This window comes from Myxococcus sp. AB056 (assembly GCF_006547365.1).
GTDB lineage: Bacteria > Myxococcota > Myxococcia > Myxococcales > Myxococcaceae > Myxococcus > Myxococcus virescens.
Window position 1 is genome coordinate 56,301 of the sequence record NZ_VHLB01000015.1, and the last position, 25,413, is coordinate 81,713.

Consider the following 25,413-nt stretch of genomic DNA (forward strand, 5'->3'; position numbering starts at 1 on the left):
CGCACGGTTCCGAACAGACGCCGCGCAATTGCATGGCGTGGGCACCTTGCTGGCCTAGGGTTCGCGCCCAGGACGGAAGGAGCATCGTGTGACGGACACCTCTGAGCGGCCGGACGAACCCGACGCGCGGGTTCCCAGCGGCGTGCCAGGGCTGGACGCGCTCCTGCGCGGCGGCTTTCTTCGCGGAGGCACGTACATCATCACGGGGGCGCCGGGGACGGGGAAGACCATCCTCGGCAACCAGTTCTGCTTCGCCACCGTGGCCCAGGGTGGCCGTGCCATCTACCTCACGGTGCTGGGGGAATCCCACGCGCGGATGATGCTGCACTTGCGGAGCATGCGCTTCTTCCACGCGGAAGAGGTCGGCCGCGCGCTGAACTACGAAAGCGGCTCCGCCGCCCTCAAGGCGGAAGGGCTGGCGGGCCTCAGCAAGCTCATCTTCCGCGCGGTGCGCGAGCACGGCGCCACGGTGCTGGTGGTGGACGGCCTGGTGGCCATGGAGGAGCGCTCCGAGGACCCGCTGAGCTTCCGGGAGTTCCTCCACGGCCTCTGCGTCCACAACGCGCTCGCGGGCTGCGCCACGCTGCTGCTCACCGGGCAGAGCGGCGACCCGTCCGACCCACGCTACGCCATGGTGGACGGCGTCGTCGCCCTGGCCCAGGAGCGCGTGGGCGTGAAGTCGGTGCGCCTGGCCGAGGTGACGAAGTTCCGCGGCGGCCCCCAGCTCCCCGGCCGTCACGGCTTCGAGATTTCCGACAACGGCCTGTCCATCCATCCCCGCATCGAAGCCCTCCACACGCGGCTGCCCACGCGCATGCCCTCGACGGACGCGCGGCTCACCTTCGGCATCCCCGCGCTGGACGAGATGCTCTCCGGCGGCCTGGTGCGGGATTCGTCCACGCTGGTGGCGGGCCCGCCCGGCTGCGGCAAGACGCAGCTGGGGCTGCACTTCCTGGCGGAGGGCGCACGCCGGCAAGAGCCCGGGCTGTACCTCGGCTTCATGGAGCCGCCGGCCCGGCTGGTCAACAGGGCGGAGCGGCTGGGGATGGGATTGGCCGCACACGTGGAAGCGGGCCGGGTCCACCTGGAGTCGCGCGTGGCGGCGGAGACGCAACCGGACGCGCTGGCCGAAGAGCTGTTCGGGTGGGTGAAACGATACGGCATCCAGCGGCTGGTGCTGGACGGACTGGAGTCCTTCTGTCAGGAACTCACGGACTCCGAGCGCACGCCCCGCTTCCTCGCCGCCCTCATGCACGAACTGCTCAACCTGGGCGTCACCCCGCTGGTCCTCCAGCAGACGCGCTCGCTCGCCGAACCGGAGGCGGACGCGCGGCTGGACGTGGAGGCGCTCGTCGACAACGTCCTGGTGCTGCGGATGGTGGCGCTGCGCTCGCGACACTACCGCGTGCTCTCCGTGCTGAAGGCGCGGGAGAGCGACCACGACACGGCCCAGCGCCTGTTCTCCATGACGCCTCGGGGCATCGAAGTCGCGGCGGACAGCGAGAGCGCGGAGGCCCTCTTCAGCGGGCAGGCCCCGTCCCACGCGGCGCCCCCGCGGAAGCCGAAACGCAAGACAGGGAGCAAACCGGTCCGGCGCGGCAAGCCGTCCCGGCGTGGGGGGCGTGGCGTATGAAGCGGCTTCTCATCGTGGACGACGAGCTGGCCATCGTCGAGGCGCTCCAGGACATCCTGTCCGTGGAGGGCTACGACGTCGACACCGCCTTCAACGGCGCTGAAGGCCTGCACCGCATGGCGGATGCGAAGCCGGACCTGGTGCTGCTGGACTTGATGATGCCCGTCATGGACGGCCGGGAGATGCTGCGCCGCATGCGCGAGGACGACGGCCTGCGAGGCATCCCCGTGGTGGTGATGAGCGCCGGCCGCATCTCCGACGAGGAGCGCCGCTCCAGCGCGCGCTTCCTCGCCAAGCCCTTCGAGCTGGACGTGCTGCTCGACACCATCGCCGAGCTGCTCGTCGAGCCTCAGCCCAACGCCTAGGCCGGCGTCCCGCGGAAGAGGGTGTCGCGGTAGTACTGGAGCTCCGAGATGCTGGCGCGCACGTCCGCCAGGGCGGTGTGCCCGCTGGGCGCCTTGCGCGGCTCCACCAGGTTCGGATACCAGGCGCGCGTCAACACCTTGAGGCTCGTCACGTCCACCATGCGGTAGTGCAGGTAGCGCTCCAGCAGCGGCATGTAGCGGATGAGGAAGCGCCGGTCGGTGTGGATGGAGTTGCCGGCGAGGATGCCCTCGCCCAGGGCGCAGTGCTCGGTGACGAGCGCCATCACATCCCGCTCCGCCACGCGCAGCGAGGTGTTGGAGGCACGCACCTTCTCCAGGAGCCCGTTGCGGGTGTGCATCTCCCGGACGACAGGCTCCATGCGCAGGAGCACCTCCTCCGACTGCCAGATGACGCGCTCAATCTCCGCGATGGGCCGCAAATCCGGACCGGTGATGATGACGCCCACCTCGATGATGGAACACGTCTCCGGGTCCAGCCCGGTCATCTCCAGGTCCAGCCACACGAAGCGCTGCTCACTCGAAATCATGCGGCGGACCCTACCAGCCCGCGCGTGTGCCCGGGGTGCTCATTGCTCCACGTCCGTGTGGACATCCACATCCGAAGCCAGCGTCCGGTGCACCGGGCAGCGGTCCGCGATGGCCACCAGCGCCGCGCGCTGCGCGTCCGTCAGCGGGCCCTCCAGCTTCACCGTTCGTTGCAGCCGGTCCATCTTCCCGTCCTTCGTCTCGCACTCCTCGCACGCCTTCGCGTGCACCTTCTCGTGGCTCAGCCGCACGTGGACATGCTCCAGCGGCCAGCCCTTGCGCGCCGCATAGAGTCGCAGCGTCATCGCGGTGCACGCCCCCAGCGCGGCCGTCAGCAGTCCGTAGGGCGTGGGGCCGGTGTCCTCGCCGCCCACCGACAGCGGCTCATCCGAGCGCAGCCGGTGCGCTCCCACGCGGATGTCCTGGGCGAAGCGGCCCTCCCCCGCCTCGTGGACCTCCACCACGCCCGGAGGCAGGGGCGCCTCACGCTCCCGCACCGGAGTCACCTGCCGCGCGGCCCACACCCCCAGCACGTCGGCGGCATGGCCCGCGTCCGCGTCGTGGGACAGGAAGTGGTCCGCGCCCTCCAGCAGCATCAGGCTGGCCGGACGGCGGGCCATGGCCATCCACCGCCGGGCGTGCTCGAGCGGCACGTACCGGTCCGCCGGCGCATGCAGCACCAGCAGCTCGCCCGGAAAGGCGTTCAGCGCCCGCCGCAGGTGCGCCTCGTCGATGTCCTGGAGGAAGCGGCGCGTGAGGCGCAGACGGCCCGGCCCGAAGTCGAGCTCGCCCTCACCCGCCTCCCGCGCGGTGGGAGACAGCCGTTCGAGCAACGGCCCACCCCCCACCGGCGCATTCACCAGCGCCAGCGCGGCCACCTCCGAAAGCCGGGGCAGCGCCGCGGCCGCCGCCGTGCCGCCCAGGCTGTGCCCCACCAGCAGGCGCACTGGCGGGTAGCGCTCCCGAAGCCACGCCGCCGCGGCCTCCACCGCCTCCACCGAGGGCACCGTGTCCGGCCGCGGCCCGGCAGCCACGGGCGCGGTGAAGTCCAGCGACAGCACCGCGAAGCCGCGGGCCACCAGCGCATGGGCCAGCCGGGAAGGTGCCGGTGATGGCCCCAGGCACGCGAAGCACCCCACCCGCACCGCGCTGGCCACGGGCCTGCCGGGTGGCAGGTCCAGCCGCGCCGTCACCACCGAGCCCTCCGCGCCTCGCAGCGCCACGTCCCGCGCGCCCATGCGTCACAGCTCCACTTCGCACTCAGCCGTCCACAAGCCATCCGCGCCCTGGGACACACGCGTGTCCACCAGCGACACGCCCCGCACGTCTCGCGCGAAGGGGTGGCGCTCCCGGTCCAACGGCTCACCGAAGGCGTGGCCGAAGAGGCGCGTGCCGTCCATGCGCACCGCGAAGCACCGGAAACACAGGTGGCGTGCCGCCATCTTGTGGACGATGGCGCGCAGCCAGTCCGCCAGCAGCCGCTCCGTCGCCGTCGCCTCGCACACCAGCTCCACCTCCTCGCGCACCTCCACCGAGGCGGGGTCCACCACCAGCGCGCACAACGCCACCGCTGCCTGCTCGAAGGCCTCTTCCAGCGAGCGCCCCCGTCCGCGCACCACGCGCTCCGAGCCGCGGGTGAGGTGCTCCCACCGAGGCATCGCCTCGCGCGCCGCCGACGCCTGCCCTGTCTCCATGACGCCTCCTTCGTGGGTGTGTCCCGTCGCCAGATTCACGCGCGCGCCTCCGTGCCGACTCCGCCAAGGAAGCGGAGGAACCACGCGGCGGCCTGGCGGGCCACCTGCTCCAGCGCGCCGGGCTCCTCGAAGAGGTGCGTGGCCCCCGGGATGATTTGGATGCCCTTCAGTCCCTCCATCCGCGCGAGTGACGCCTCGTTCAGCTCCAGCACGCCCACGTCCTGCCCGCCGACGAGCAGCAGCGTGGGCGCCTGCACGCGGGGCAACACCGGTCCGGCCAGGTCGGGCCGCCCGCCGCGCGACACCACGGCGTGGATGAGGTCCGGATGCAGGGCCGCCGCGACGAGCGCCGCCGCGGCGCCGGTGCTGGAGCCGAAGTAGCCCATGCGCAGCACAGCCAGCGCCGGCTGCCGCTGCGCCCATTCCGTCACCGCCGCCAACCGCCGGGCGAGGAACGGGATGTCGAAGCGCAGCTCCCCGGTGCGCGCGTCCTCCACCTCCTCTGCTTCGCTCAGCAGGTCGAACAGCAGCGTGGCCAGCCCCTGCGCGCGCAGCGCACGCGCCACCGCGCGGTTGCGGGGACTGAAGCGGCTGCTGCCGCTGCCATGGGCGAAGATGACCAGGCCTCGCGCGCCGTCCGGGATGCCCAGACTGCCCCCCAGCGCCACGTCACCTACCTGGACCTGCACCTCCCGGACGTCCGGGTCCGTATTTCCTTCCTGCCACATGTCTTCCGTTCCTCCTTGTCTCCCATCACATCCAGAAGCCGCCCAGGTCCGTGGACTCGAGGACCTCGCGCGGCTGCACCGGCTCCCGGGCGCGCACGAGCAACTGCCGCAGCTCCACGTCCGGCAGCGGCCGGTAGTCGTCGTAGGCCTCCGACACGTCGCGCATCGCGGGCAACACCTCCACGCAATGCACCGCGTCCGCTTCCGGGCGCACCCGGGCCAGCCCATGCGGGGTCCCCACGGGGACGCCCAGCACCAGCCGGGCCGGGTGTTGCCGCCGCAGCACCTGGAGCGCGGCCATGGCCGTGGCGCCCGACACCAACCCGTCATCCACCAGCAGCACCGTGAAGCCCCCCATCGCGGGCTCCGAGGTGCCCCGCAGCCGCTGGACCTGATTGTCCACTTCCGAAGCCTCCGCCCGCGCCAGGCTCCGGGCCTCCACCTCCGGCAGGCCCAGGCCCCGCAGCGCGTCCTGGTCCAGGTAGATGCCGCCCCCTTCCGACACCGCGCCCAGCACCGTCATCCGGCCCGGCACGTCAATCCGGCGGGAGACCCAGACGTCCAGTGGCGCCTCCAACGCGTGGGCCACCTCGTACGCCACGCGGAGCCCACCTCGCGCCAGGCCCAGCACACGCACCTCGCCACCCCGGTAGGGCAACAGCCGCGCCGCCAGCCGGCGGCCCGCATCTGCTCGGTCCCGAAAGCGCATTGCGTCCTTCCTCCTTCCCACAAGGAAGTCACGGGGCGCGCGACTGGCGGCGGAGGGCCATGCGAGGGCCGTCCCGGAGGGATGCTCGCGGGGGGACCGCCGGGGACGCGCCGTCCGACCGGCAGGCGCGCTAGGGTGCGGCCCATGGACCCTGTCCTCCTTGTTGGCACGGCGAGCCCCCACCTGGGACGCGCGCTCGGGCAAGCCCTGGGCGTAGCGCCCGCTGACTGCCACTTCGAGCGTTTCCCCGACGGGGAAATGCACGTCGAAGTGCCCGAGCTGGTGCGAGGCCGCACCGTCATCCTGGTGCAGTCCACGACGCCCCCCGCGGGCGAGCACCTGCTGGAGTTGCTGCTGATGGCGGACGCATGCTGGCGCATGGGGGCCGCCCGCCTGGAAGCAGTGGTGCCCTACCTGGGCTATGCGCGGCAGGACCGGCGCGCCAGGCCAGGAGAGCCCCTGGGCGGCCGGCTGGTGGCAGACCTGCTGTCACAGGGCCGCTTCGCGCGCGTGCTGGTGGTGGACCTGCACAGCCCCGCGCTGGAAGGCTGCTTCGGCGCGCCGCTGGAGCACCTCACCTCGCTGCCGCTGCTGGCGGAAGCGCTGCGCGAGCACGTCACCGACACCTCCGTGGTGGTGGCGCCGGACCTGGGCGCGGTGAAGCGCGCGGAGGCCCTGGCGCGGCTGCTGGACCGGCCGTGGGCGGTGATTCACAAGGTGCGGCTGAGCGGGGACGAGGTCCACGCCAGCGGGCTGATGGGCGAGGTGCGCGGACGCCGCCCGATTCTGGTGGATGACATGGTGTCCACCGGTGGCACCCTGGCCGCCGCCGCGGGCACCCTGCGCGACGCGGGCTGCGTGGAGGACTTCACGGTGGCGACGACCCACGCCCTGCTGGTGGGCCCCGCCGTGGAGCGCCTGCGCACCTTGCCGCTCACCCGGCTGGTGAGCACCGACAGCGTGGAGCCTGTCCTGGGGCTGCCGTTCCAGCACCAGGTGGTGACGCTCGCGCCCCTGGTGGCCCGGGCCCTGCGGCCCTGACGGCCAGCGGACACTTTCCGCGCCTAGGCCCTGCCCGCCCGAGGGGGCCTGCGCTCCTCGGCAGCACCGCCAGCCAGGGCGTGGGGTGCCATTCTCCCGCCCCAACACACGGAGTCGGTTAGGCTCCCCGGCACCATGTCCGACACGCTGCTGACGAAGCTCGACTCGGGGGTCCTCACCCTCACCTTCAACCGGCCCGAGAAGAAGAACGCCTTCACGCATGCCATGTACGAGGCGGCCACCCGCGCGCTGAAGGACGCGGAGGGCAACGTCGACGTGCGCGCGGTGCTGCTCACCGGCGCGGGCAACGTCTTCACCGCCGGCAACGACATTGGCGACTTCATGGAGCACCCGCCCGCGGGCGAGGACAGCGCCGTGTTCCGCTTCCTGCGCGCGCTGGTGGACGCGGACAAGCCGATTCTGGCGGCGGTGGACGGCCCGGCGGTGGGCATCGGCACGACGATGCTGCTGCACTGTGACTACGTGGTGGCCAGCGAGCGCGCGCGCTTCCACATGCCCTTCGTCCAGTTGGGGCTGTGCGCGGAGGGCGCCAGCAGCCTGCTCATCCCCAGGACGGCGGGCTTCGCGCTGGCCAGCGAGTTGCTCCTCTTCGGCGAGCCCTTCGACGCGGCCACGGCGCTGCGCGCGGGCCTCATCAACAAGGTGGTGCCGGACGCCAGCCTCCAGCAGGTGGCCACCGAGCGCGCCGCCACGCTGGCCTCCCGCCCGGCGGAGGCGGTGCGCGTGACGAAGCGGCTGATTCGCGAGCCCCTGCGCGCCCAGATTCGCGAGACGCTGGCCCGCGAGGGCGGCGAGTTCATCCAGCGCCTCCAGTCCACCGAGGCGCAGGAAGCCTTCATGTCCTTCATGTCCCGCGGCCGGAAGTAGGGCCGGCGGAACCTCCGGGCCCGGATACCCCATGAGGGATGCCGGGCCCGGCCGTCCGCGTGACTACCGCGACGTGGGTGCCTGCGGCGGACGCGGCGGGGTGCCCTTCGCGAGGAAGGACTCGACGCTGGCCGCCTGCGTCTTCTTCAGCGCGATGCACTGGTCCACGAGCTCCAGCACCTGCGCCAGCACCCGGGGGCCACCCGGCGCCTTCGCGGTGCGCTCGGAGAAGAAGTCCTCCACCTGCTGACGCTTGCCCGCATCGCAGAAGTTGCTGCCGATGTAGGCCATGCGCCCGGCGGCATCGAGGGGCAGCAGCGCCTCGGGCGAGTCCCCCACCAGGCGGTCGTAGTTCTCCTTCACGAAGTCGAAGGCCACGTCCTGGGTGCGCAGGCCCTGCGAGGCCGCGAACGCCATCCACATCGTCTCGCGCGGGTCCAAGCCCTTCTCGAACACCAGGGCCAGGTTCTGCTTCACCAGCTCCGGGTCCGTGAAGCTGCTCAGCGCGCCGATGAGGTGCTGGCGCGTGCGCCGCTCCGTCTCCGAGCGCACCGCCACGACGAGCTGCTCCCGGAAGGCCGCGTCGTTCTCGGTGGCGGCGAGGGCGAGCACCACGTCCACCATCTCCGGCGCCACCGCGTGCTTGTCCTTCAGCCACTTGTTCGCGAGGACACGCGCCTCCGCGAGCAGCTTCGGGTCTCTGCCTTCCCGTCCCGCCAGCCGCACCAGCCGGGGCCGGAGCAGGCGCGTGTCCTCGCTCTCGCCCTTGCGCGGGGCGAAGCCGAGCTGCCGCGCCCGGGGGCCATACGTCTCACGCAGGAAGCGGGCCCGGTCCTTCAGCTTCTCATCCGGCAGCAGCCGCGAGCTGACCAGCTCCAGCAGGTCCAGCGAGGCCAGGGTGACGACACGGTCCGGCTCATTCGCCAGGCGGCTCGTCAGGGCCAGGGCCTCGGCAGCGGGAATCGTCCCGGCCAGGGCCAGCGCGCGCACGTCCGTCAGGAACGTCACCTGCTCGGTGCGCGACAGCCGCTTCATTCCGGACTTCGCCAGCTTCGCCGCCGCGTCCCCATCGAGCTGGACCCGGAAGTAGCCCGCGCCCTCCGCGTTGGGGAACACCCAGTCCGGGCACGTCTTCGCCTCGCTCAGGGCCACCTCCGCGCGCTCGCCCTCCAGCAGCGTGCAGGTCCGAGCCTCCTTGCCGCCCACCGCGTACTCCACGCACACCGGCACCTTCCACGTCTGCGGGCCCGGCGACGCGGCCCCCAGCCGCAGGTAGCGCTGCTGCGTGAGCACCACCTTCGCGCCGTCCGCGCCGCACGCCAGCGACGCGGTGACGAGCGGCGCCCCGCTCTGGTCCAGGAAGGTCCCCAGCATGCCCGTCACGTCCTTGCCGGACTCAGCGGACACGGCGTCCAGGAAGTCCTTCGCGGTGGCGTTTCCGCCCGCGTGCTTGCGGAAGTAGCGCTGGATGCCGCGCTGGAAGACATCCCGGCCCAGCCACTCCTCCGTCATGCTGAGCACCGCGGAGCCCTTGCCGTAGGTGATGCCGTCAAAGGCGTTGTGGATGTCGTTGGCGCTCTCAATGGGCTGGCGGATGCGGCGCGCCGACAGGAGGCTGTCCACGTCCAGGGCCCGGGCGCGGTCGTGCACGCGCTCGACGGGCGCGTCCCAGGCGGGGCGCCACGTTTCGACGATGCGCGGGGTCATCCACGAGGCGAAGGCCTCGTTGAGCCACAGGTCATCCCACCACTGCATGGTGACCAGGTTGCCGAACCACTGGTGCGCCAGCTCGTGCACCTGCGTGTCGGAGAAGGCACGCTGGCGGCCCAGCGAGTCTTCCTCCGGCTTCGCGAGGATGAGGCGCGAGTTGAACGTCACCAGGCCCGGGTGCTCCATGGCGCCACCCAGCAGCGGCACCGCCAGCACGTCCAGCTTCTCGTACGGGTACGGGATGCCGAAGTAGTCCTCCAGCGCGGCGAGGATTTCCGGCGTCACCTGCGCGGCGTAGGCGCCCTCCGCCGTGCGGCCGCGCGGGGTGATGATGCGCGTCTTCACCTTCTTCTGACCCGCGTCCGCGGCGGGGAGGAAGTCGAAGGGCCCCACGCCGAAGGCGATGAGGTAGCTGGGCAGCGGCTGCGTGCGCGCGAAGCGGTAGGTGCGGCCACCGTCCGGGCGCACCTCCTCCGACTCCTGCGGTGTGTTGGTGACGGCCACGACGCCCGCGGGCACGTGGAAGGTGAGCTGCCACGGCACCTTGAAGCCGGGCTCGTCGAAGGAGGGGAACACGCGGCGCGCGTCCACCGGCTCGAACTGGGTGTAGATGTACCAGTCCCCGCCTTCCTTGACGCGGAAGGCGCCGTCCGTCTCCTTCTCCGACGCGACGCCTTCATAGTTGATGCGCAGCCTCGCCTGCCCGGTGGCCAGCGGCTTCGCCACAGAGAAGCCGAGGAAGTCCTCCTCGCCCTTCACGGGCGTCCCGAAGAAAGCCGAACCGTTCTGGATGAACACGGCCCCCGTCACGTTGAGGCTCTTGGCGTGCAGCCACACCACGGACGTGGGCGTCGTCACGTCGAGCGAAATGTCCATCACGCCCTGGAACGAGGACACCTTCGGGTCCAGCGTGAGCTCCACCTTGTAGCCGGTGGGGCGCACCTCCGTGGGCAGGCGCAGCTTCGGAGACGGCGGCGTGGCGGAGACGGCCTGTTGTGAGGCCTGGGCCGAGGGGGGTTCAGCGGTGGCGGGAGGGTTCTGCCGGGCACCGCACGCACTGAGGAGGGCGACAGCGGCCAGTGCCGCTGGACGGAGCAGGTTGGGCATGGCGCGCAGTGTGTCCCATGCCGGGCGAGCAAGGTAGCGCGCAACAGGCAGGTGTGGCCTTGCCGTCATCTCCACTTCGAGGTGGAGTGCGTCACGTGTCCCAGATTGCGCCTGCATCCCCGCCCCCTGACTCACCCGCCGTGACGCAGAAGCTCCCGTCAGAGCACCTGCGCCGCATCGTCGGCACGCCACCCGGACGGGTGGTGGGATTCCTCACGCGCTTTGTCTGGGCGTTCTTGACGTGGCTGTCTCCGGAGTCGCGTGACGCGCTCGCTCGCTTCGTGGGCAACCTCGCGTACAGGCTGGGTATCCGTCGTCGCGTGGCGCTGGAAAACCTGACCATGGCGATGCCGGAGAAGAGTGACGCGGAGCGCCGGGAGATTGCGCGCGGCGCCTACATCAACATGTCGCGCGTGGTGCTGGAGTCCCTGCCCTCCGGCGACCGGCTGCCGCGGGACTGGGCCGAGCAGGGCGTGGAAGGCGATGCGGCCTGGCAGGCGCTGAAGGCGCGCGTGGCCACGGGCAAGGGCGCGCTGCTGGTGACGGCGCACTTCGGCAACTGGGAGTTGCTGGGGGACATGCTCATCCGCCAGGGCATCCCGCTGGACGCGCTGGTGCGCCCGCTGAAGGGCGCGCTCAATACGCGCATCGCGGAGAACCGCGTGCGCGTGGGCGCCGGCCTCATCTATCCGCGAGGCGCCATCCAGGAAATCATCGACGCGGTGAATCGCGGCGAGTCCCCCTTCATGCTGCTGGACCAGGCGCTGCCGGCGAAGGGGGCGGCCTTCGTGCCCTTCTTCGGCAAGCTGGCCTCCACCACGCCGGCCATGGCGGTGGCGGCGGCGCGCACGGACGCCCCGGTGTTCGTGGTGATGGGCGTACGCAACGGCCGAGGCGGCGCCCGCTTCCGCATGGAAGTGGAAGGCCCCATCCTCCCGCCCGCGCCGGGTGAGTGCGCCGACCCGATTACGGAGCACACCGCGCGCGTGACGGCCGCGCTGGAGCGCTGCATCCGCAAGTACCCGGACCAGTGGATGTGGCTGCACCGCCGCTGGAAGGTGCAGCCACCACCGGAGGCCGCCCTGTCCGCCGGGACTACGCCACCACCGTCCGCTTCAGGTGCGCCCCCAGCCGGGTGACGAGCTCGTAGTGAATCGTCTGGGCCCAGCCGGCCAGTGACTCGGCGGGCACGGACTCCTCGCCGTCGCGGCCCATCAGGGTGGCCGTCACGGGGCGCTCGTCGGACGTGGCGCGTGTCACGTCCACGATGAGGTGATTCATCATCACCCGTCCCAGCACCGGACACCGGCGGCCATTCACCAACACGTGCGCCTTGCCCGACACGAGGCGCGGGTAGCCGTCGTAGTACCCCACCGGCAGCACCGCGATGCGCGTGGGCTCCGGACACCGGTACGTGCAGCCGTAGCCCACGTAGCTGCCCGCGGGCAGCCACTTCACCACCTGGCTGCGGCACCGCCACGACAGCACCGGCTTGAGCACCGGAACCTCGCCCAGCACCAGCCGCGCGGACAGCCGCGTCTCCGGCGACGGCCACAGCCCGTAGAGCGAAATCCCCACGCGCAGCGCCTCATAGCGAGCGCGAGGCAGCACCAACGTCGCGGCGCTGGCGGCGATGTGCCTTTGCAGCGGCCGGGCCGGCGCCAGTTGCTCGGAGAGGAACGCCAGCCCCTTCTCGAAGGCGTCCACCTGCGCCAACGCGTAGCCCTGCTCCGTCACGTCCTCCGTGTTGGCGAAGTGGCTGAGCACGCCCACCACCTCCAGCACGTCGCGGGACTCCGAGAGGAAACGAGACTCCGTGGGCAGCCCCTCCAGCGTGAAGCCCTCACGCCCCAGGCCGGTGTCGAGGTGGACGTGGACCCGCAGGGGCCGCTCCAGCTTCGCCGCGCGCAACACCGCCGCCGCGTCCGCCCAGCCACGGTCCGCCACCACCGCGTCCACGCCCTCGCGCGCCAGCACCACCGCCTCATCCGGCGCCACCGCGCCCAGGACGAGCACCTGCCGCGGCGCCAGTCCCAGTGCCCGCTCGTACTCCCGCACCTTCAGCGCGTCCTGCGGGGCAATGACATAGAGGAGGTCCACCTCGCCGTGGACCACGGGCAGCACCTGCGCGAGCCCGTGCCCATACGCGTTGCCCTTGAGCACCACCCCCAGGGCGCGCGGCGCCCCCTGCCCCTCCAGGGCCCGGAACACGGCCACGTTGTGCCGCAGGGCGGACGCACTCAACTCCAGCCACGAGGAATGGACCGCGTCTCCTGGGCCACTGCCGATTGACTCCACGTTCACCTCCACCACGTTCGCAGCCATACCAGCAATGCACGGGCCATGCGCCAGGCGCGGCCCATGCGCCACACCCGCCCGCGCGCGGAGCAGGCGGACGGCGGTGGCAACGCCCCGGGTCCATGTCGCCTCCTTGCTGGAAGGGCCGCTGGGGAAGCATTGTCGCCTCCGACGGTTGAACCGCCCGGAGCGGTTTTCCGGAGGCGGTGCCATCGACTCGCGCGTGTCCCCCATGGACTTATCCCTGGCCCAGGCCTTCGTCGCGGCGCGCGGTGGCGCGGAGGCGTCTTCGCCGGAGTCGCTGGCCCCACTCCAAGCACGGCTGGCCCAGGCCCTGGACATGGCGCGCGCGCCCTGGCCCGGGGTGGACCTGGAAGGCCGCCGCTTCGTCAGTCACCTCGCCCGGCTGCTCCCCGGTGACAGCACGGCGGTGGCAGTGGAGACCCTGAGCCTGCCGGACGTCTACCTCGCTCGCGCGGCGGCGGACGGGCTGCCCACGGCGCTCTCCGCGTTCGAGGCGCGCTACCTCCCGGAGGTGAATCTCGCGGTGGTCCGGCTGAAGCTGCCACCCTCGGGCCTGGACGAGGTACGCCAGCTCTTGCGTCAGCGCATGCTCGTGGGCAGCGCGGAGACACCGGCCCGGCTGGCCGCCTATCCGGGCACGGGCCCGCTGAGTGGCTGGGTGCGCGCGGCGGCGCTGTGGCTCGCCCTGGACTGGCAGCGGCAGCGCGGCGGACCGGCGGAATCCACGGACGACGGCGACCTGTCGATGCTGGTGTCCCCCGAGGACGACCCCGAGCTGGCCTACCTCAAGCGTACGTACCGCGCCGAGTTCAGCGACTGCTTCTCCACCGCGCTCCTCGCGCTGGAGCCGCGCCAGCGCAACGTGCTGCGCCTCAAGTACCTGGACGGCCTGAGCATCGACCAGCTCGCCGCGCTGTACGGCGTGCACCGCTCCACCACGGCGCGCTGGGTGCTGGGCGCCCAGGAAACCCTGCTCCAGCAGACGCGGCAACGGCTCACCGAGCGCCTGCGCCTCACGTCCTCCCAGCTCGACAGCGTGCTGCGCCTCATCTCCAGTCAGCTCGACGTGAGCCTCAGCCGCCTGCTGCGCTCTCGGATGAACGACTGACGCGCGCGTCCCATGGCCTGCCTGGATGAAAACACCTTCGTGGCGCTGCTGATGGGGGGCCTGCCTCCCGCACGCGCGACGGAGGTGGATGCGCACCTGGACACCTGCTCCGCCTGCCGCCGCATGGTGGCCGAGGCCCTGCGGGCCCAGGCCCCCGACGACGAACCGCCCGAGGCCACCACCGCGCTGACGAACTCCCGTCCGCCCTCGGGAAAAGGCCCCTCGCTGGAGCGAGGCACCGCGGTGGGCCGCTACCTGGTGTTGGAGCGGCTGGCCTCCGGAGGCATGGGCGTCGTCTACAGCGCCTACGACCCGGAGCTGGACCGGCGCGTGGCGCTCAAGCTGCTGCGCGTCGCGGCCCTGGGCCTGGAGGCGGAGCAGGGCCGCGCGCACCTGCTGCACGAAGCGCAGGCCATGGCACGCGTCTCCCATCCGCACGTGGTGCCCGTCTACGACGTGGGCACCTTCGGGCCGCAGGTGTTCCTCACCATGGAGCTGGTGGACGCGCGGACGCTGCGCCCCTGGCTGAAGGACGCGCCTCGGACGTGGCGACAGGTGCTGGCGCTGTTCCTGGACGCGGGCCGGGGACTCGCGGCGGCGCACGCGGCGGGCGTGGTCCACGGGGACTTCAAGCCGGAGAACCTGCTGGTGGGCCAGGACGGCCGCGTGCGCGTCACCGACTTCGGGCTCGCGCGCAACGCCAATCCATTGGACGACGTGTCCCCCCTCGCGGGAGGCACGCCCGCGTACATGGCCCCCGAACAGATGGAGGCCCACGCGCCCGCGGACGCCCGAAGCGACCAGTTCGCCTTCTGCGTCACGCTATTCGAAGCCCTCTACGGCGAGCGCCCCTTCGCCGCCACCACCCCGCACGAACTGCTGACCGAGGTGCGCGCCGGCAAGGTGCGGCCCGCGCCCCGGGGCACACACGTCCCACCCTGGCTGCGGCGCGTGCTGCTGCGGGGGCTGTCCGCCAGCGCCATGGACCGGTACACGGACCTGAATGCCCTGCTGGCCGCGCTTCAGCACGACCCGGCCTCGCGCTGGAAGCGCTGGTTGCCCGCGGTGGGCGGCGCGGCGCTGCTGCTGATGGCGGTGGGCCTCACCCACGCAGTGCACGCCAGCCGGGCACGGGCATGCCAGCGCGCCGACGAGGCCATGGCCTCGGTGTGGGGGCCGGAAGCGCAGCAGACCATCGAGTCCGCCTTCCTCGCGACGGGCAAGCCCTTCGCGCCCGCCGCATGGCTCCGCGTGCGGCGCTCGCTGGATGCGTACACCGCGGAGTGGGCGACGATGCGGACCTCCGCTTGCGAGGCCACGCGCGTGCGGGGTGAGCAATCCGAGCAGGTCCTCGCGCGGCGCATGCACTGCCTGGATGGGCGGCTGGCGGAAGTGGCCGCCCTCACGCAGCTCTTCACCCGAGCGGACGCGGGCACCGTGGAGCTGGCCGCGCGCGCCGCGGAGGCCCTGCCGCCGCTGGGCAAGTGCTCGGACCTGGCGGCACTGGCGGCGCGTGAGCCCCAGCCCGCGGACGGCGCCTCCCTTGAACGGGCACGGACGCTGGTGCGGGTGCGAGCCCTGAAGGCCGCGGGCAAGTACACGGAGGCGGTGGCGCTGCTGGAGCCCGTGGTGAAGGCGGCGAAGGACGCGGAGGACCGCCACGGCGGCGCGGACGCCCTGCTGCTGATGGGACAGCTGCGGGAGGAGACAGGCCAGCCGCGCGACGCGGAGACCACCTACTTCGACGCCGTGTGGAACGCGGAGGCCGGGCGCAACGACGTGGCGGCCGCGCGCGCCTGGACGCGGCTGGTGCATGCCTCCGGCTATGTGCTGGACCAGCACGCCCTGGGACACCGGTGGCGTGAGCGCGCGGAGGCCGCCATTGAACGGCTGGGCGGTGACGGCGTGCTGCGCGCGCAGCTCCAGGCCCGGGTCGGCGCGCTCCTCTTCGCGCAGGGGCGCTACACGGAGGCGGCCGAGCAGCAGGAGTCCGCCCTCTCGCGCTTGGAAGCCACCTATGGGCCTGACAGCCTGGAGGTCACCGACGTCCGGCTCGAGCTGGGTGCCACGCGCATGGCGCAACTGCGCGCCGACGAGGCGATGCGACTCTTCGAACAGGCGCTGAGCACGCGCCGCGCGGCCCTGGGGCCCAGCCATCCGGACGTGGCACGTGCCCAGTTGGAGCTGGCCTATGCGCACTGGCGCAGGTCTGACGTCGAACAGGTGGAAGCCCTGGCCCGCGGCGCGCTGGAGGTCTTCGAGCGCGCGCTCGGCCCCGAGCACCCGGACGTCGCCTCCGCCATCAATCCCCTGGCCGCGGCCCTCCAGCGGATGAACCGCTCCGATGAGGCGCTGCGGCTCCAGGAGCGCGCGCTGGACATCGCGCTCAAGGTCGAAGGCGCGGACGGCGCGGGGGCGCTCATCACTTCGGGCAACCTGGCCACGCTGATGGCGCGCGCTGGCCGCTCCGAAGAGGCCCTGACCCGCTTCCACACCATGCTCGCGCCGCTGGAGCAGCGGCTGGGCGCCCAGCATCCCTACGTGGCCCAGACGCTGCGGGCCACGGGCAGACTCTTGATGATGGACCAGCGCTACACCGAAGCCCTGCCCTACCTCGAGCGCGCCCGCGCCATCTTCGATGCGCGCGAGGACGACGCCTACGGCTACCGGACGGGGACGCTGATGGACCTGGGCCGCACGCTGCTGGCGCTGCACCGGCCGCTTCAGGCCGCCGAACTCCTGGAGCGGGTGGTGGCCAGCGGGGCCCGGTCGCCGCAGGCGCCCAGCGAGCAGGCACGCGCGCGTTTCTTCCTGGCGCAAGCGCTCTGGGACGCGAAGCGGGACCGGCCTCGCGCGCTTCAGTTGGCGGAGGAAGCCCGTGAGTCATTGGTGACGCTGGGGACGTCAGGACAGGAGGCACTGGCGGAAGTGGATGCCTGGCGGGCACGCCTGCCCAGGCCCACACACATTCCCGCCGCGCGAGCCCCCTGAATGCCTGACACCCGACAGAGGGTTTCCGGATAGATGCAAAGCGCATTAAAGGGAGAGCGGATGCGAACGCTCTTCATTGGAGACGTGCACGGGTGCGCGGAGGAACTGGACGCGCTGCTGACGCAGTGCGCCTGGCAGCCGGACGACCGCGTGGTGCTGGTGGGAGACCTGGTGGCGAAGGGCCCGGACTCCGCCGGTGTGGTGCGCCGTGCGCGTGAGAAGGGCTTCCTCGCGGTGCGAGGCAACCATGACGCCCACGTGCTGCGCTGGCACGCCGGCCGGGGGCCGCGCGGCAAGAAGCTGAAGCCCGAGCATCAGCAGGTGCTGGACACCCTGACGCCCGAGGACTGGGCGTGGCTGGAGTCCCAGCCGCTGTACCGCTTCTTCCCTGAGCTGAACGTGGTCGCCGTGCACGGCGGGCTGGTGCCGGGCGTGCCGCTGGAGGCGCAGAAGGAAGACGAGCTGCTCAACCTGCGCAGCATCCTGCCGGATGGGACGCCGTCGAAGCGCGTGGACGCGGGCGCGCCCTGGGCCAGTCTGTGGCAGGGGCCGGAGCTGGTCATCTTCGGCCATGACGCCATGCGGGGCATCCAACGGCACCCGTATGCGGTGGGGCTAGACTCCGGCTGCGTGTACGGCGGCAAGCTCTCCGCCTACGTGATGCCGGAGGGCCGCATCGTGTCCGTCCTGGCGAAGCGCGCCTACGTGGATGTGGACGCCTCCTGATTGAAGGAAGCGTCCACGCGCGTCATCACGTCGCCGGGGGCCGCACCACCAGCACGGGCCGGTCCGTGCGCAGCAGCAGGGACTGCGTCACCGAGCCCAGCACGGCGCGCTTCCAGCCCGACCGCCCATGCGTGCCCATGACGATGGCGCTCGCGCCCAGTCGCTCGGCCGTCTGCGCCAGCGTGGCCACCACGTCCTTGCTGCCGGGGATGATGCTCAGCCGCACGTTCCGGTCGTTCGCGCTCTTGGGGACGAGCGCCGAGAGCTGCTCGCGCATCTGGGCCTCCTCCTCGAGTGACGGCTTCGATTCCGTGGCGTGCACCAGGTGCACCGTGCCGCCCGGAGCCGTCAACGCGAAGGCATGGGCCACCGCGCGGTTGCCCGTCTCCGAGAAGTCCGTGGCCACCATCACCTCGCGGTACTCCGGCAGCGGCGTGTCCGTGCCCACCGCCATCGCCTGCGCGGGCACGCACACCACGGACATCCGCGCCAGCCGCAGCGCATGACGCGACACGCTCCACAGCCGCCCCAGCGCGCGGCGGTGGTGCGTGCCCACCACCAGCAGGTCCGCGTGCTCCTGCTCGGCCAGGTCCACCAGGTGGTCGGCGATGCGCCCCACGCCCACCTCCACGCGAGAGCGCACGGGCGTTCCGCCCTGGGCCAGCGGGGCCAGCAACTCCGCGCTCTCCCGCTCCAGCACCTGCTGCAACTCGGGCAGGGCCTCACCGTAGGCCAAGGCCTGCCGCAGCCCCAGGCGGCGCGCCTCCTCCTCGGGCCAGTAGACGCGTCCGCCCACGACATCCACCCGGTCCCCCTTGCTCAACGTCAGCACCCAGTCGCGCGCCGCCTCGAAGGGCAGGGAGCGGTCCACGCCGAGGAACACCTTCAGGGACCGCTCGCCCCGGACCCACGCCTCCAGCGGTGCAGGGTCGCGCATGACGAGCAGGGGCACCGTCAGCGACTGCGCCATCCGGTCCACCGTGCCACCCTCGCCCCCGAAGGGCGATTCGTCCGCGGGTCGCGATGCCACCACCAGCGAGGCACCCTGCTCCCGGCAGAACCCCTCCAGCATCACCGCCGGCTCGCCGGTGAGGAGCACGGGCTCCACCTTCACCCCCAACTGCTCCAGGCGCTTCGTCTCGTCGCTCAGCACCGCCTCGGCGGACCCCAACAGGGCCTTGCCGAAGGCGCGCACGGAGTCGGGGTTGAGGACATGAACCAGCCACAAGGACGTACCGGCCTTGCGAGCCAGCTCCGCGGCCAGCGTGGAGGCCCGCCGCGCGGAGTCGGAGAAGTTGGTGGCACAGACAATGGACATGGCAGCTCCAGGTTCGAAAGGGCGTGGAGTGGAAATCAACGCGCGCGGAGCACCTGCTCGGCGCGCACCTCGTTCACCAGGGGCTCGCCACGCTCAAAGGCCTGGAGGCTCGCCAGGGTCGTCTCGGCGATGTTGGCGAGCGCCTCATGGGTGAGGAAGGCCTGATGCGACGTGACGAGCACGTTCGGAAAGGTGAGCAGCCGCGCCAGCACGTCATCCTGGAGCACCTGCCCGGAGAGGTCCTGAAAGAAGACGCCCTCCTCTTCTTCATACACATCCAGTCCGGCGCCACCGATGTGGCCGGACTTGAGCGCGGCGACCAGCGCCTTGCTGTCGATGAGCGCGCCGCGGCCGGTGTTGACGAGCACCACGCCCCGCTTCATCCGCGCCAGCGCCGCCGCGTCCACCAGGTGGCGCGTGCCCGGCGTCAGCGGGACATGCAACGAGAGGACGTCTGACTCGGAGAAGAGCGTGTCGAGCGGGGCGTAGCGCACGCCCAGCTCGCGCTCGAAGGCCGCGTCCGGCGCCACGTCGTAGCAGAGCACGTTGCAACCGAAGCCCTTGAAGATGCGCGCCGCCACGCGGCCGATGCGGCCCGTGCCCACCACGCCCACCGTCTTGCCGGCGAGGTCGAACCCCACCAGCCCGTCGAGCGAGAAGTTCCAATCACGCACGCGTGAGAAGGCACGCGGGATGTGACGGTTGAGGGACATCACCAACGCCACCGCGTGCTCGGCCACCGCGTGGGGTGAGTACTCCGGCACGCGCGTGACACGCATGTCCAGCCGCCGCGCCGCTTCGAGGTCCACGTGGTTGTAGCCCGCGGAGCGCGCCGCCACGAGCCGCACCCCACCCGCGTGCAGCACCTCCAGCGTGGCCGCGTCCACCTTGTCGTTGACGAAGGAACACACGGCGGGGAAGCCCTCCGCCAGTGGCGCCGTCTGGAGCGTCAGGCGCGGCTCGAAATAGGTGAGCGCATGTCCGAAACGTGCGTTGGCGGCCTCCAGCGCGTCCCGGTCGTATCGGTGTGTGTCGAAGACAGCCACCCGCATGCCCGCTCCCCTGCCCGGCGAGTCATTCTCGCCGCGTGCCACCAGCGTCAATGCAAGGCCTGCTCCATGCAGCCCCCAGCCCGTCGGACCTCGACAGTCGCGCAAAAGATGCGCAGGCAGGGGGCGTGCGGCAAAAGCTGCACGAGCGGCGGGCGCCTGCTCGCCGGGCAGCGGACTTGTGGGAGCGCGCGTCGAGCCCAGGGCCTAGCTTGAGTTTCAGGCGCCAGTGCCCCTTCGAGCGGAGCCCCCGACATGACCTGGCCGGAAGACACCGCGCTGCTGACGGACCTCTACCAACTGACGATGACGGAGGCCTATCTCGAGGAGGGAATGTGGGACGAGGCCGTGTTCAGCCTCTTCGCGCGCAAGCTCCCGCCCCGGCGGAACTACCTGCTGGCTGCGGGGCTCGACGATGCGCTGAGGTACCTGGAGCACCTGCGCTTCGGCGCGGAGGCGCTGGACTGGCTGGCATCTCGAGGCCGCTTCTCGGACCGGCTGCTCGGGTGGCTCGAACGCTTCCGCTTCAGCGGTGACGTGGACGCCGTCGCGGAGGGCACACCGGTGTTCGCCCAGGAGCCGCTGTTGGAGGTCCGCGCGCCCCTGCCAGAGGCGCAGCTGGTGGAGACGTACCTCCTCAACCAGGTGCACTTCCAGACGACCGTGGCCTCGAAGGCCGCGCGCGTGGTGACGGCCGCCGCCGGACGCCACGTCATGGACTTCGGCTTGCGGCGCTACCACGGCACGGACGCCGGGATGAAGGTGGCGCGCGCGGCGTACGTGGCGGGCGTGGACTCCACCTCCAACGTGCTGGCGGGGAAGGCGTATGGGATTCCGCTCGCCGGCACCATGGCGCACAGCTACGTGCAGTCGCACGACGACGAACTGGAGGCGTTCCGCGCCTTCGTGCGCGTCCATCCAAACGCCACGCTGCTGGTGGACACCTACGACACGCTGCGCGGCGTGCAGCACGTCATCCGACTGGCGCGGGAGCTGGGCGAGGACTTCCAGGTGCGCTCCATCCGCCTGGACTCGGGCGATCTGCTCGCGTTGTCGAAGGCGGCGCGGGAGATGCTCGATGAAGCCGGCCTGGAGCAGGTGCGCGTGTACGCGAGCGGCGGACTGGACGAAGACGCGGTGGAGAGGCTGGTGACGCGCGGGGCGCCCATCGACAGCTTCGGCGTGGGCACGGCCATGGGCGTTTCGTCGGACGCGCCCGCGGTGGACATGGCCTACAAGCTGGTGGCGTACGCAGGGCGGCCTCGAGTGAAGCTGTCATCGGGGAAGCTGCTGCTCCCGGGCGCGAAGCAAATCTACCGGCGGGAGGTGGACGGCGTGGCGCGCGGCGACGTGCTCACGTGCAGGCAGGACACCGCGCCCGGAAGGCCCTTGCTCCAACCGGTGATGCGCGGGGGACAGCGGTTGCCCGAAGCGTCACCGACACTGGAGGCCATCCGCGAATTCGCGCGAAGCGAACGCTCACGGCTTCCGCCCGAGATTCGCGCCTTGTCCCCCGCCCGGCCGCCCTATCCCGTGGAGCTGGGACAAGCGCTGCTGCGGGCTCGCGAGCACGAAGTGGAGCTGTGGTCCGCGGCGACGTGAGCCTCGGTGATGCGCACGGCACGGAGTCACTTGCCGGCATTTCGCCAAGGCGGTAGGCAACGCCATGGCGACCAAGAAGACCGCTCCCTCACGAGCCTCCGCGGCGAAGGCGAAGAAGCCAGGCAAGGCGCCGCCTGTCCCCATCGAGACCGCGTGGCAGGACCTGGAAGCGACGCTGCGGAACACCTTGGGACAGAACGCCGCGGGCCAGCACCCGGCGGACCTGGAACCCATGCACATGACCTTCGAGCATGCGCCCGACCTGAGCTCGCTCCTTCCGGAGGACTATCAGCGCTTCGTCGAGGCCTTGGGCTATCGCTGGGTGACCACCGGCAAGAAGGGCCTGAGCTTCCTGCCCCCGCGCTGGCGCATCCAGGCCTCGGAAGGCATGGGCGAACCTGGACGGCAGTGGACGACCGTCCGGGAGGAGCGCGAGGCGGGCCGGCACACCTACCGCTTCGTGATGTTCGCGTCCGAGGACCTCAATGACGTCAACGGCTACTGCTTCGGCAAGAGCGCGCACGACGACGCGCTGGTCGTCTGGTCCGTGGAAGACAGCCTGCCCACGCTCGAACTGGGGCCCTTCTCGGCATGGCTCACCAAGAAGCTCGCGGCGCTGAGCAAGGGCGCCTCCACGAAACCGAGCGGCAAGAAAGTCCCTTCGCTGGGAGACCCGCTGGGCCTGATGCAGGAGTCTCTCGGTGAAGCCGCCGCGAAGGCCCGCGACCAGGGGGCCGCGGCCATCCTGGACACCTTCCCCCGAGACACGAAGGACATCTTCCTCCTGGGGCGGAAGCTCGGCGTCGTCCCGGAGCTGATCGGCGAGTTCTCCGAGCTGGAGCGCCTGACACTGAAGCACGCACAACTGACGAAGGTGTCCGGCGCGCTGAGCCGGCTCACGAAGCTGAAACAACTCGACCTCGCCTGGAACCCGAAGCTGGAGACGCTTCCTCCCGAGCTCGGGCAGTTGGAGGGGCTGGAATCCCTCAGCCTGGACAACACCGGCGTCCGCACACTCCCGGAGGCAGTGGGCCAGCTCACGCGCTTGAGGTCCCTGGGCCTCAAGGCCACGCCCATGACGACCCTGCCGCCATGGCTGTCCCGGATGAGCAGCCTCAAGAACCTGGACCTCTACCAGACCTCCCTTCCCCCCGAAGAAGTCGAGGCCCTGCGCAAGGCGCTCCCCGAATGCAACGTGGGCTTCCGGACGTGAAGCGCGAACCCACCAGGGAGGCAAGCGACGAGGTCCAGATGACCCCGGTGCGCCTTTCGGGTACTCCTGGGGTGGCTTCCTCTGAGGCCCAACCATCTGCCATGGTGAAGGGCCGTTTTCCGCTGGAGCGCAACATGAGTCGCCATCTCGGCCCCGCCGTCATCCTTGGCTCGACGCTGCTTCTGGGCAGCGCCTGCAAGAAGTCCGAGGACCCCGCCCCCGAGCCCTCCGCCACTCCGCCTCCGGCGCCCACCGAGCCCGCGCCTGGCTACACCCTGTCCTTCCTTGAAGCCGCGTCGCCCTCGGGATGTACTTGGATTCGCCACGAGTCGTCGGGCACACGCAAGCCGCTCGCCACCGTGGACGCGGTGTGCGAGCGGCTCAAGCTGGCCTGGGGGCCGCGTGGTCGGCAGGGCCTGGTGATGGACCGGGGCAACGGAGAGCTGCCTCCGCGCGCCTGGCAGGTGGACTTCGAATCCGGCCAGAGCACCCGGCTGCTGCTGCCCGAGCTCGGCCACACCGACACGCTGGGCTTCGACGAAGCGGGCCACGTCGTCGCGCTGGTGTCGCAGTTGGAGGACCTGCCGCGGAAGATGGAGAGCGGCAGTGAGTACTTCCTCTTCGACGGCAAGCGCTTCCTCCTCCCGGAGGCGGACGGCAGCCCGGGTCTGGCGCACGCGTACCGCCACGAGGCCGGCCAGTGGAAGCACCTGGAGACGGTGGCCACGCTGTATGAGGTGGACGGTGCCCTGGGCACGGAAGCCCTGGCCACGGCCAGCCGGCTGACGTCCTCCACCTTCAGCCAGGACGCGGACCGGCTCTCCGAGTCGGAGCTGGAGGAAGGCAACGAAGACGCGGCCCGGCTGGACGCGGTGGTGAAGGACCGGGGCCACACGGCCTACGGCATGTGGGTCTCCATGGAGACCCACCAGGGCCCGCTCTACTCCTGGGAAGCCACGGGCGAGCTGCCCACGCTCATGCTCCCGCTGCGCTGGGAGGTGAACGACCGGCTGGTGGAGCCTGAGCAGTTGGCGCTCGCGCCCACGTCGACCGTGGCGCTGCGGATGCGCGGACGCCTGCTGCTGGTCTCCGCCGAGCAGGCCGCCCGCGTCTACGACGCGAAGACGAAGAAGCGCATCGCCGCGTTGGAGAACGTCCACGGCACGCGCTTCTGGCCCCAGCAGCGGACCGTCACCGCGGCGGCGCCCGCCAGCACGGTGACGGAGCCGTAGCACCCGCGCGGCGAACTACCCGCCGATGCTGGCGCCCACGACCGCAATCACCGCGTAGGCAGCGAAGAACAGACCACAGGAGAGCAGCGGCACCGCCAGGGCCGCCACCGCCGCGGTGCTCCAGCCCGTGCGGTGCAGGCTCCGGTACGCGTAGATGCGCAGCCCCAGGGCCCAGAAGGGCGCGCCATACATGCCACAGAAGGGAATCAGCCCCATCATGTAGGGCGACATCGACAAGGCATTGGCGCGCAGGGTGACCGCGAAGGGCCGACCGGTGCCATCCATCCGGAACACGAGGTGGTCCAGCGCGGAGTTGATGAGCGCGACGAGCATGCCCACGGCGGGCACCAGCACCATCGTCACCCCGAACACCCCGACTCCGGCCAGCCGGAACCGGCTCTGGGAGACGTTGTCGCCATCCATCATCTCACGTGGGATGGCGAAGAGGAGGGCCAGGTAGAAGAGCGCCGTGGTGAAGGATGCGGCCAGGTTGGACAGCGCCACGAAGCCCAGGGAGCTGCCCACCGAACCCTCCGGCCGCGCGCGCTCGAAGGTGGCCGAGGGACGCAGCATCACCGCCACACAGGTCTGCCAGTACGCCCGCAGGGTCCCCAGCTCATCGCGCCGGTCCCACGGCAGGGCATCCGCGGGCACGCGGTCATGACACGCGGCGCACAGGGGCTCGTCCCAGGGCCCCTTCCGCAGGCACTGCGCGCACGCGAAGCTGCCGCACCGGCCACACGCATGCAGGCTGAGCAGCTCCGGGTGGACGGCACACACGGGGTCCGCGGAGCCTGGCGTGGCCTCCTTCAGAAGAGACGCGCCGCACCACGCGCAGCTCTGCGCGCCTGGGACGGCGAAGGCCTGACAACTGGGACACGGGATGCGCATACGTGCCCTCATCCTCGCATGGGTGCCCGCCGGGACGTCAGGGTGTCGGCATCACGCTTTCGCCCCACCCCACTCACGCTTAAAGGAGGGACCATGCACATGCCCGGGCTTGTCTCCCTCCTCCTGCTGTCCGCGCCCGTCCTGGCCGCCGAGCCCGCGACGCAGGACAACGCGGCATTCGAAGCCGAACTCCAGCGCAACCTGGAGGCCTTCGAGGAGACCGTGGACCGCAGCCAGCCCATCCCCTGCGGCCGCCCGCCGATGCGCCCCGAGCGAATCAAGGGAGAGGACCTCCAGTTCGCCCCTTCGCGGCTCACCCGCGTCAAGGAGACCACCTATCAGCTCAGGTGCACCTTCCATCTCGACGGGACGGCCACCGACTGCCGGATGCTCAAGCCCGGAGTGGGCCTGGACGCGAAGAACCGCGAAGCCATCAAGCAGTGGCGCTTCAAGCCGGCCACCTACAAGGACAAGCCCATCGCGACGACCTGCACCGTGTCCGGCAAGCTGAAGCCACGGCCGGAGAACTGAGCCGCCTCC

22 protein-coding genes are annotated in these 25,413 nt (G+C 71.3%); 12 read left to right on the plus strand and 10 right to left on the minus strand.

Features of this window, described 5'->3' with window-relative positions:
* Positions 1-88: 88 nt before the first annotated feature.
* Both FMP39_RS09720 and FMP39_RS09725 read left to right on the plus strand, forming a co-directional pair.
* Positions 89-1,633: an ATPase domain-containing protein gene (locus FMP39_RS09720; RefSeq protein ID WP_141589669.1), complete on the plus strand. Its 1,545-nt coding sequence runs from the start codon at positions 89-91 to the stop codon at positions 1,631-1,633.
* Positions 1,630-1,998, plus strand: a complete 369-nt coding sequence (locus tag FMP39_RS09725; RefSeq protein WP_140869452.1) for a response regulator — start codon at positions 1,630-1,632, stop codon at positions 1,996-1,998. Before FMP39_RS09720 ends, FMP39_RS09725 begins: the two co-directional genes overlap by 4 nt.
* Here FMP39_RS09725 and orn read toward each other — a convergent pair.
* The 5 genes from orn to FMP39_RS37880 are packed head-to-tail and all read right to left on the minus strand — an operon-like array spanning position 1,995 to position 5,675.
* On the minus strand, positions 1,995-2,546 hold the full coding sequence (orn, locus tag FMP39_RS09730; RefSeq protein WP_141589670.1) for an oligoribonuclease: 552 nt from the start codon (positions 2,544-2,546) through the stop codon (positions 1,995-1,997). The two genes, FMP39_RS09725 and orn, sit on opposite strands and share 4 nt — an antisense overlap.
* Before the next feature lie 39 nt (positions 2,547-2,585).
* Complete coding sequence (locus tag FMP39_RS09735; RefSeq protein WP_141589671.1) at positions 2,586-3,782, minus strand: bifunctional alpha/beta hydrolase/OsmC family protein; 1,197 nt, start codon at positions 3,780-3,782, stop codon at positions 2,586-2,588.
* A 3-nt stretch (positions 3,783-3,785) separates the two neighbouring features.
* A complete protein-coding gene (locus FMP39_RS09740; protein WP_228557838.1) occupies positions 3,786-4,238 on the minus strand; it encodes an archease in 453 nt (150 codons plus the stop codon).
* Positions 4,239-4,273: 35 nt separating this feature from the next.
* Positions 4,274-4,966 (minus strand): dienelactone hydrolase family protein, encoded by a 693-nt coding sequence (locus FMP39_RS37875; RefSeq protein WP_141589673.1) that lies wholly within the window; start codon positions 4,964-4,966, stop codon positions 4,274-4,276.
* 25 nt (positions 4,967-4,991) lie between these two features.
* Positions 4,992-5,675, minus strand: a complete 684-nt coding sequence (locus FMP39_RS37880; protein ID WP_011557074.1) for a phosphoribosyltransferase — start codon at positions 5,673-5,675, stop codon at positions 4,992-4,994.
* A 135-nt stretch (positions 5,676-5,810) separates the two neighbouring features.
* Between FMP39_RS37880 and FMP39_RS09755 the strand changes: the two genes are divergently transcribed.
* Entirely contained in the window at positions 5,811-6,716 is a 906-nt protein-coding gene (locus FMP39_RS09755) for a ribose-phosphate pyrophosphokinase (RefSeq protein ID WP_141589674.1), read from the plus strand.
* Positions 6,717-6,851: 135 nt separating this feature from the next.
* Positions 6,852-7,604, plus strand: coding sequence for an enoyl-CoA hydratase (locus FMP39_RS09760; RefSeq protein WP_011557076.1), 753 nt, complete (start codon positions 6,852-6,854; stop codon positions 7,602-7,604).
* 63 nt (positions 7,605-7,667) lie between these two features.
* Here FMP39_RS09760 and FMP39_RS09765 read toward each other — a convergent pair whose 3' ends face one another.
* Positions 7,668-10,421 (minus strand): M1 family metallopeptidase, encoded by a 2,754-nt coding sequence (locus tag FMP39_RS09765; protein ID WP_141589675.1) that lies wholly within the window; start codon positions 10,419-10,421, stop codon positions 7,668-7,670.
* A 17-nt stretch (positions 10,422-10,438) separates the two neighbouring features.
* On the opposite strand from FMP39_RS09765, the gene FMP39_RS09770 reads away from it, so the two are divergent.
* Positions 10,439-11,560, plus strand: coding sequence for a lysophospholipid acyltransferase family protein (locus tag FMP39_RS09770; protein ID WP_141589676.1), 1,122 nt, complete (start codon positions 10,439-10,441; stop codon positions 11,558-11,560).
* Here the strand turns inward: FMP39_RS09770 and alr are convergent.
* Positions 11,517-12,746, minus strand: coding sequence for an alanine racemase (gene alr, locus FMP39_RS09775; protein WP_141589677.1), 1,230 nt, complete (start codon positions 12,744-12,746; stop codon positions 11,517-11,519). The two genes, FMP39_RS09770 and alr, sit on opposite strands and share 44 nt — an antisense overlap.
* Before the next feature lie 205 nt (positions 12,747-12,951).
* Here alr and FMP39_RS09780 point away from each other — a divergent pair, with 205 nt between their 5' ends.
* Genes FMP39_RS09780 through FMP39_RS09790 form a run of 3 tightly spaced genes read left to right on the plus strand, consistent with a single transcriptional unit; the run spans position 12,952 to position 17,568 of the window.
* Complete coding sequence (locus tag FMP39_RS09780) at positions 12,952-13,851, plus strand: sigma-70 family RNA polymerase sigma factor (protein ID WP_141589678.1); 900 nt, start codon at positions 12,952-12,954, stop codon at positions 13,849-13,851.
* Between the two features lie 12 nt (positions 13,852-13,863).
* On the plus strand, positions 13,864-16,842 hold the full coding sequence (locus tag FMP39_RS09785; RefSeq protein ID WP_141589679.1) for a tetratricopeptide repeat protein: 2,979 nt from the start codon (positions 13,864-13,866) through the stop codon (positions 16,840-16,842).
* Positions 16,843-16,902: 60 nt separating this feature from the next.
* Positions 16,903-17,568, plus strand: a complete 666-nt coding sequence (locus tag FMP39_RS09790) for a metallophosphoesterase (protein ID WP_141589680.1) — start codon at positions 16,903-16,905, stop codon at positions 17,566-17,568.
* A 25-nt stretch (positions 17,569-17,593) separates the two neighbouring features.
* Here the strand turns inward: FMP39_RS09790 and FMP39_RS09795 are convergent, their stop codons facing one another.
* Both FMP39_RS09795 and FMP39_RS09800 read right to left on the minus strand, forming a co-directional pair.
* Entirely contained in the window at positions 17,594-18,886 is a 1,293-nt protein-coding gene (locus FMP39_RS09795; protein ID WP_194858323.1) for a universal stress protein, read from the minus strand.
* A gap of 35 nt (positions 18,887-18,921) precedes the next feature.
* Entirely contained in the window at positions 18,922-19,938 is a 1,017-nt protein-coding gene (locus FMP39_RS09800; RefSeq protein ID WP_141589682.1) for a 2-hydroxyacid dehydrogenase, read from the minus strand.
* A 252-nt stretch (positions 19,939-20,190) separates the two neighbouring features.
* Between FMP39_RS09800 and FMP39_RS09805 the strand changes: the two genes are divergently transcribed.
* The 3 genes from FMP39_RS09805 (at position 20,191) to FMP39_RS09815 (ending at position 23,982) form a co-directional block, all read left to right on the plus strand.
* Positions 20,191-21,537 carry a nicotinate phosphoribosyltransferase gene (locus tag FMP39_RS09805; protein ID WP_141589683.1) on the plus strand — a complete coding sequence of 449 codons (1,347 nt, stop codon included), beginning with the start codon at positions 20,191-20,193 and terminating at the stop codon, positions 21,535-21,537.
* 64 nt (positions 21,538-21,601) lie between these two features.
* The gene (locus tag FMP39_RS37885; protein ID WP_228557839.1) at positions 21,602-22,750 is read left to right on the plus strand and encodes a leucine-rich repeat domain-containing protein; all 1,149 of its coding nucleotides are present in this window, start codon (positions 21,602-21,604) and stop codon (positions 22,748-22,750) included.
* The gene (locus tag FMP39_RS09815) at positions 22,726-23,982 is read left to right on the plus strand and encodes a hypothetical protein (RefSeq protein ID WP_141589684.1); all 1,257 of its coding nucleotides are present in this window, start codon (positions 22,726-22,728) and stop codon (positions 23,980-23,982) included. Before FMP39_RS37885 ends, FMP39_RS09815 begins: the two co-directional genes overlap by 25 nt.
* A gap of 15 nt (positions 23,983-23,997) precedes the next feature.
* Here FMP39_RS09815 and FMP39_RS09820 read toward each other — a convergent pair whose 3' ends face one another.
* On the minus strand, positions 23,998-24,873 hold the full coding sequence (locus FMP39_RS09820) for a YIP1 family protein (RefSeq protein ID WP_141589685.1): 876 nt from the start codon (positions 24,871-24,873) through the stop codon (positions 23,998-24,000).
* A 99-nt stretch (positions 24,874-24,972) separates the two neighbouring features.
* Between FMP39_RS09820 and FMP39_RS09825 the strand changes: the two genes are divergently transcribed.
* Positions 24,973-25,404, plus strand: a complete 432-nt coding sequence (locus tag FMP39_RS09825; RefSeq protein ID WP_228557841.1) for an energy transducer TonB — start codon at positions 24,973-24,975, stop codon at positions 25,402-25,404.
* Positions 25,405-25,413 lie beyond the last annotated feature (9 nt).

Bases quoted from the DNA above. Each gene is read 5' to 3' on its own strand.
- FMP39_RS09805 (WP_141589683.1), top strand. From the start codon at position 20,191: ATGACCTGGCCGGAAGACACCGCGCTGCTGACGGACCTCTACCAACTG.
- FMP39_RS09815 (WP_141589684.1), top strand. From the start codon at position 22,726: ATGCAACGTGGGCTTCCGGACGTGAAGCGCGAACCCACCAGGGAGGCA.
- FMP39_RS09820 (WP_141589685.1), bottom strand. From the start codon at position 24,873: ATGCGCATCCCGTGTCCCAGTTGTCAGGCCTTCGCCGTCCCAGGCGCG.
- FMP39_RS09790 (WP_141589680.1), top strand. From the start codon at position 16,903: ATGCGAACGCTCTTCATTGGAGACGTGCACGGGTGCGCGGAGGAACTG.
- FMP39_RS09780 (WP_141589678.1), top strand. From the start codon at position 12,952: ATGGACTTATCCCTGGCCCAGGCCTTCGTCGCGGCGCGCGGTGGCGCG.
- orn (WP_141589670.1), bottom strand. From the start codon at position 2,546: ATGATTTCGAGTGAGCAGCGCTTCGTGTGGCTGGACCTGGAGATGACC.
- FMP39_RS09800 (WP_141589682.1), bottom strand. From the start codon at position 19,938: ATGCGGGTGGCTGTCTTCGACACACACCGATACGACCGGGACGCGCTG.
- FMP39_RS09725 (WP_140869452.1), top strand. From the start codon at position 1,630: ATGAAGCGGCTTCTCATCGTGGACGACGAGCTGGCCATCGTCGAGGCG.
- FMP39_RS09740 (WP_228557838.1), bottom strand. From the start codon at position 4,238: ATGGAGACAGGGCAGGCGTCGGCGGCGCGCGAGGCGATGCCTCGGTGG.
- alr (WP_141589677.1), bottom strand. From the start codon at position 12,746: ATGGCTGCGAACGTGGTGGAGGTGAACGTGGAGTCAATCGGCAGTGGC.
- FMP39_RS37875 (WP_141589673.1), bottom strand. From the start codon at position 4,966: ATGTGGCAGGAAGGAAATACGGACCCGGACGTCCGGGAGGTGCAGGTC.
- FMP39_RS37885 (WP_228557839.1), top strand. From the start codon at position 21,602: ATGGCGACCAAGAAGACCGCTCCCTCACGAGCCTCCGCGGCGAAGGCG.
- FMP39_RS09770 (WP_141589676.1), top strand. From the start codon at position 10,439: ATGCCGGGCGAGCAAGGTAGCGCGCAACAGGCAGGTGTGGCCTTGCCG.
- FMP39_RS09735 (WP_141589671.1), bottom strand. From the start codon at position 3,782: ATGGGCGCGCGGGACGTGGCGCTGCGAGGCGCGGAGGGCTCGGTGGTG.
- FMP39_RS09795 (WP_194858323.1), bottom strand. From the start codon at position 18,886: ATGTCCATTGTCTGTGCCACCAACTTCTCCGACTCCGCGCGGCGGGCC.
- FMP39_RS09765 (WP_141589675.1), bottom strand. From the start codon at position 10,421: ATGCCCAACCTGCTCCGTCCAGCGGCACTGGCCGCTGTCGCCCTCCTC.
- FMP39_RS09825 (WP_228557841.1), top strand. From the start codon at position 24,973: ATGCCCGGGCTTGTCTCCCTCCTCCTGCTGTCCGCGCCCGTCCTGGCC.
- FMP39_RS09760 (WP_011557076.1), top strand. From the start codon at position 6,852: ATGTCCGACACGCTGCTGACGAAGCTCGACTCGGGGGTCCTCACCCTC.
- FMP39_RS09785 (WP_141589679.1), top strand. From the start codon at position 13,864: ATGGCCTGCCTGGATGAAAACACCTTCGTGGCGCTGCTGATGGGGGGC.
- FMP39_RS37880 (WP_011557074.1), bottom strand. From the start codon at position 5,675: ATGCGCTTTCGGGACCGAGCAGATGCGGGCCGCCGGCTGGCGGCGCGG.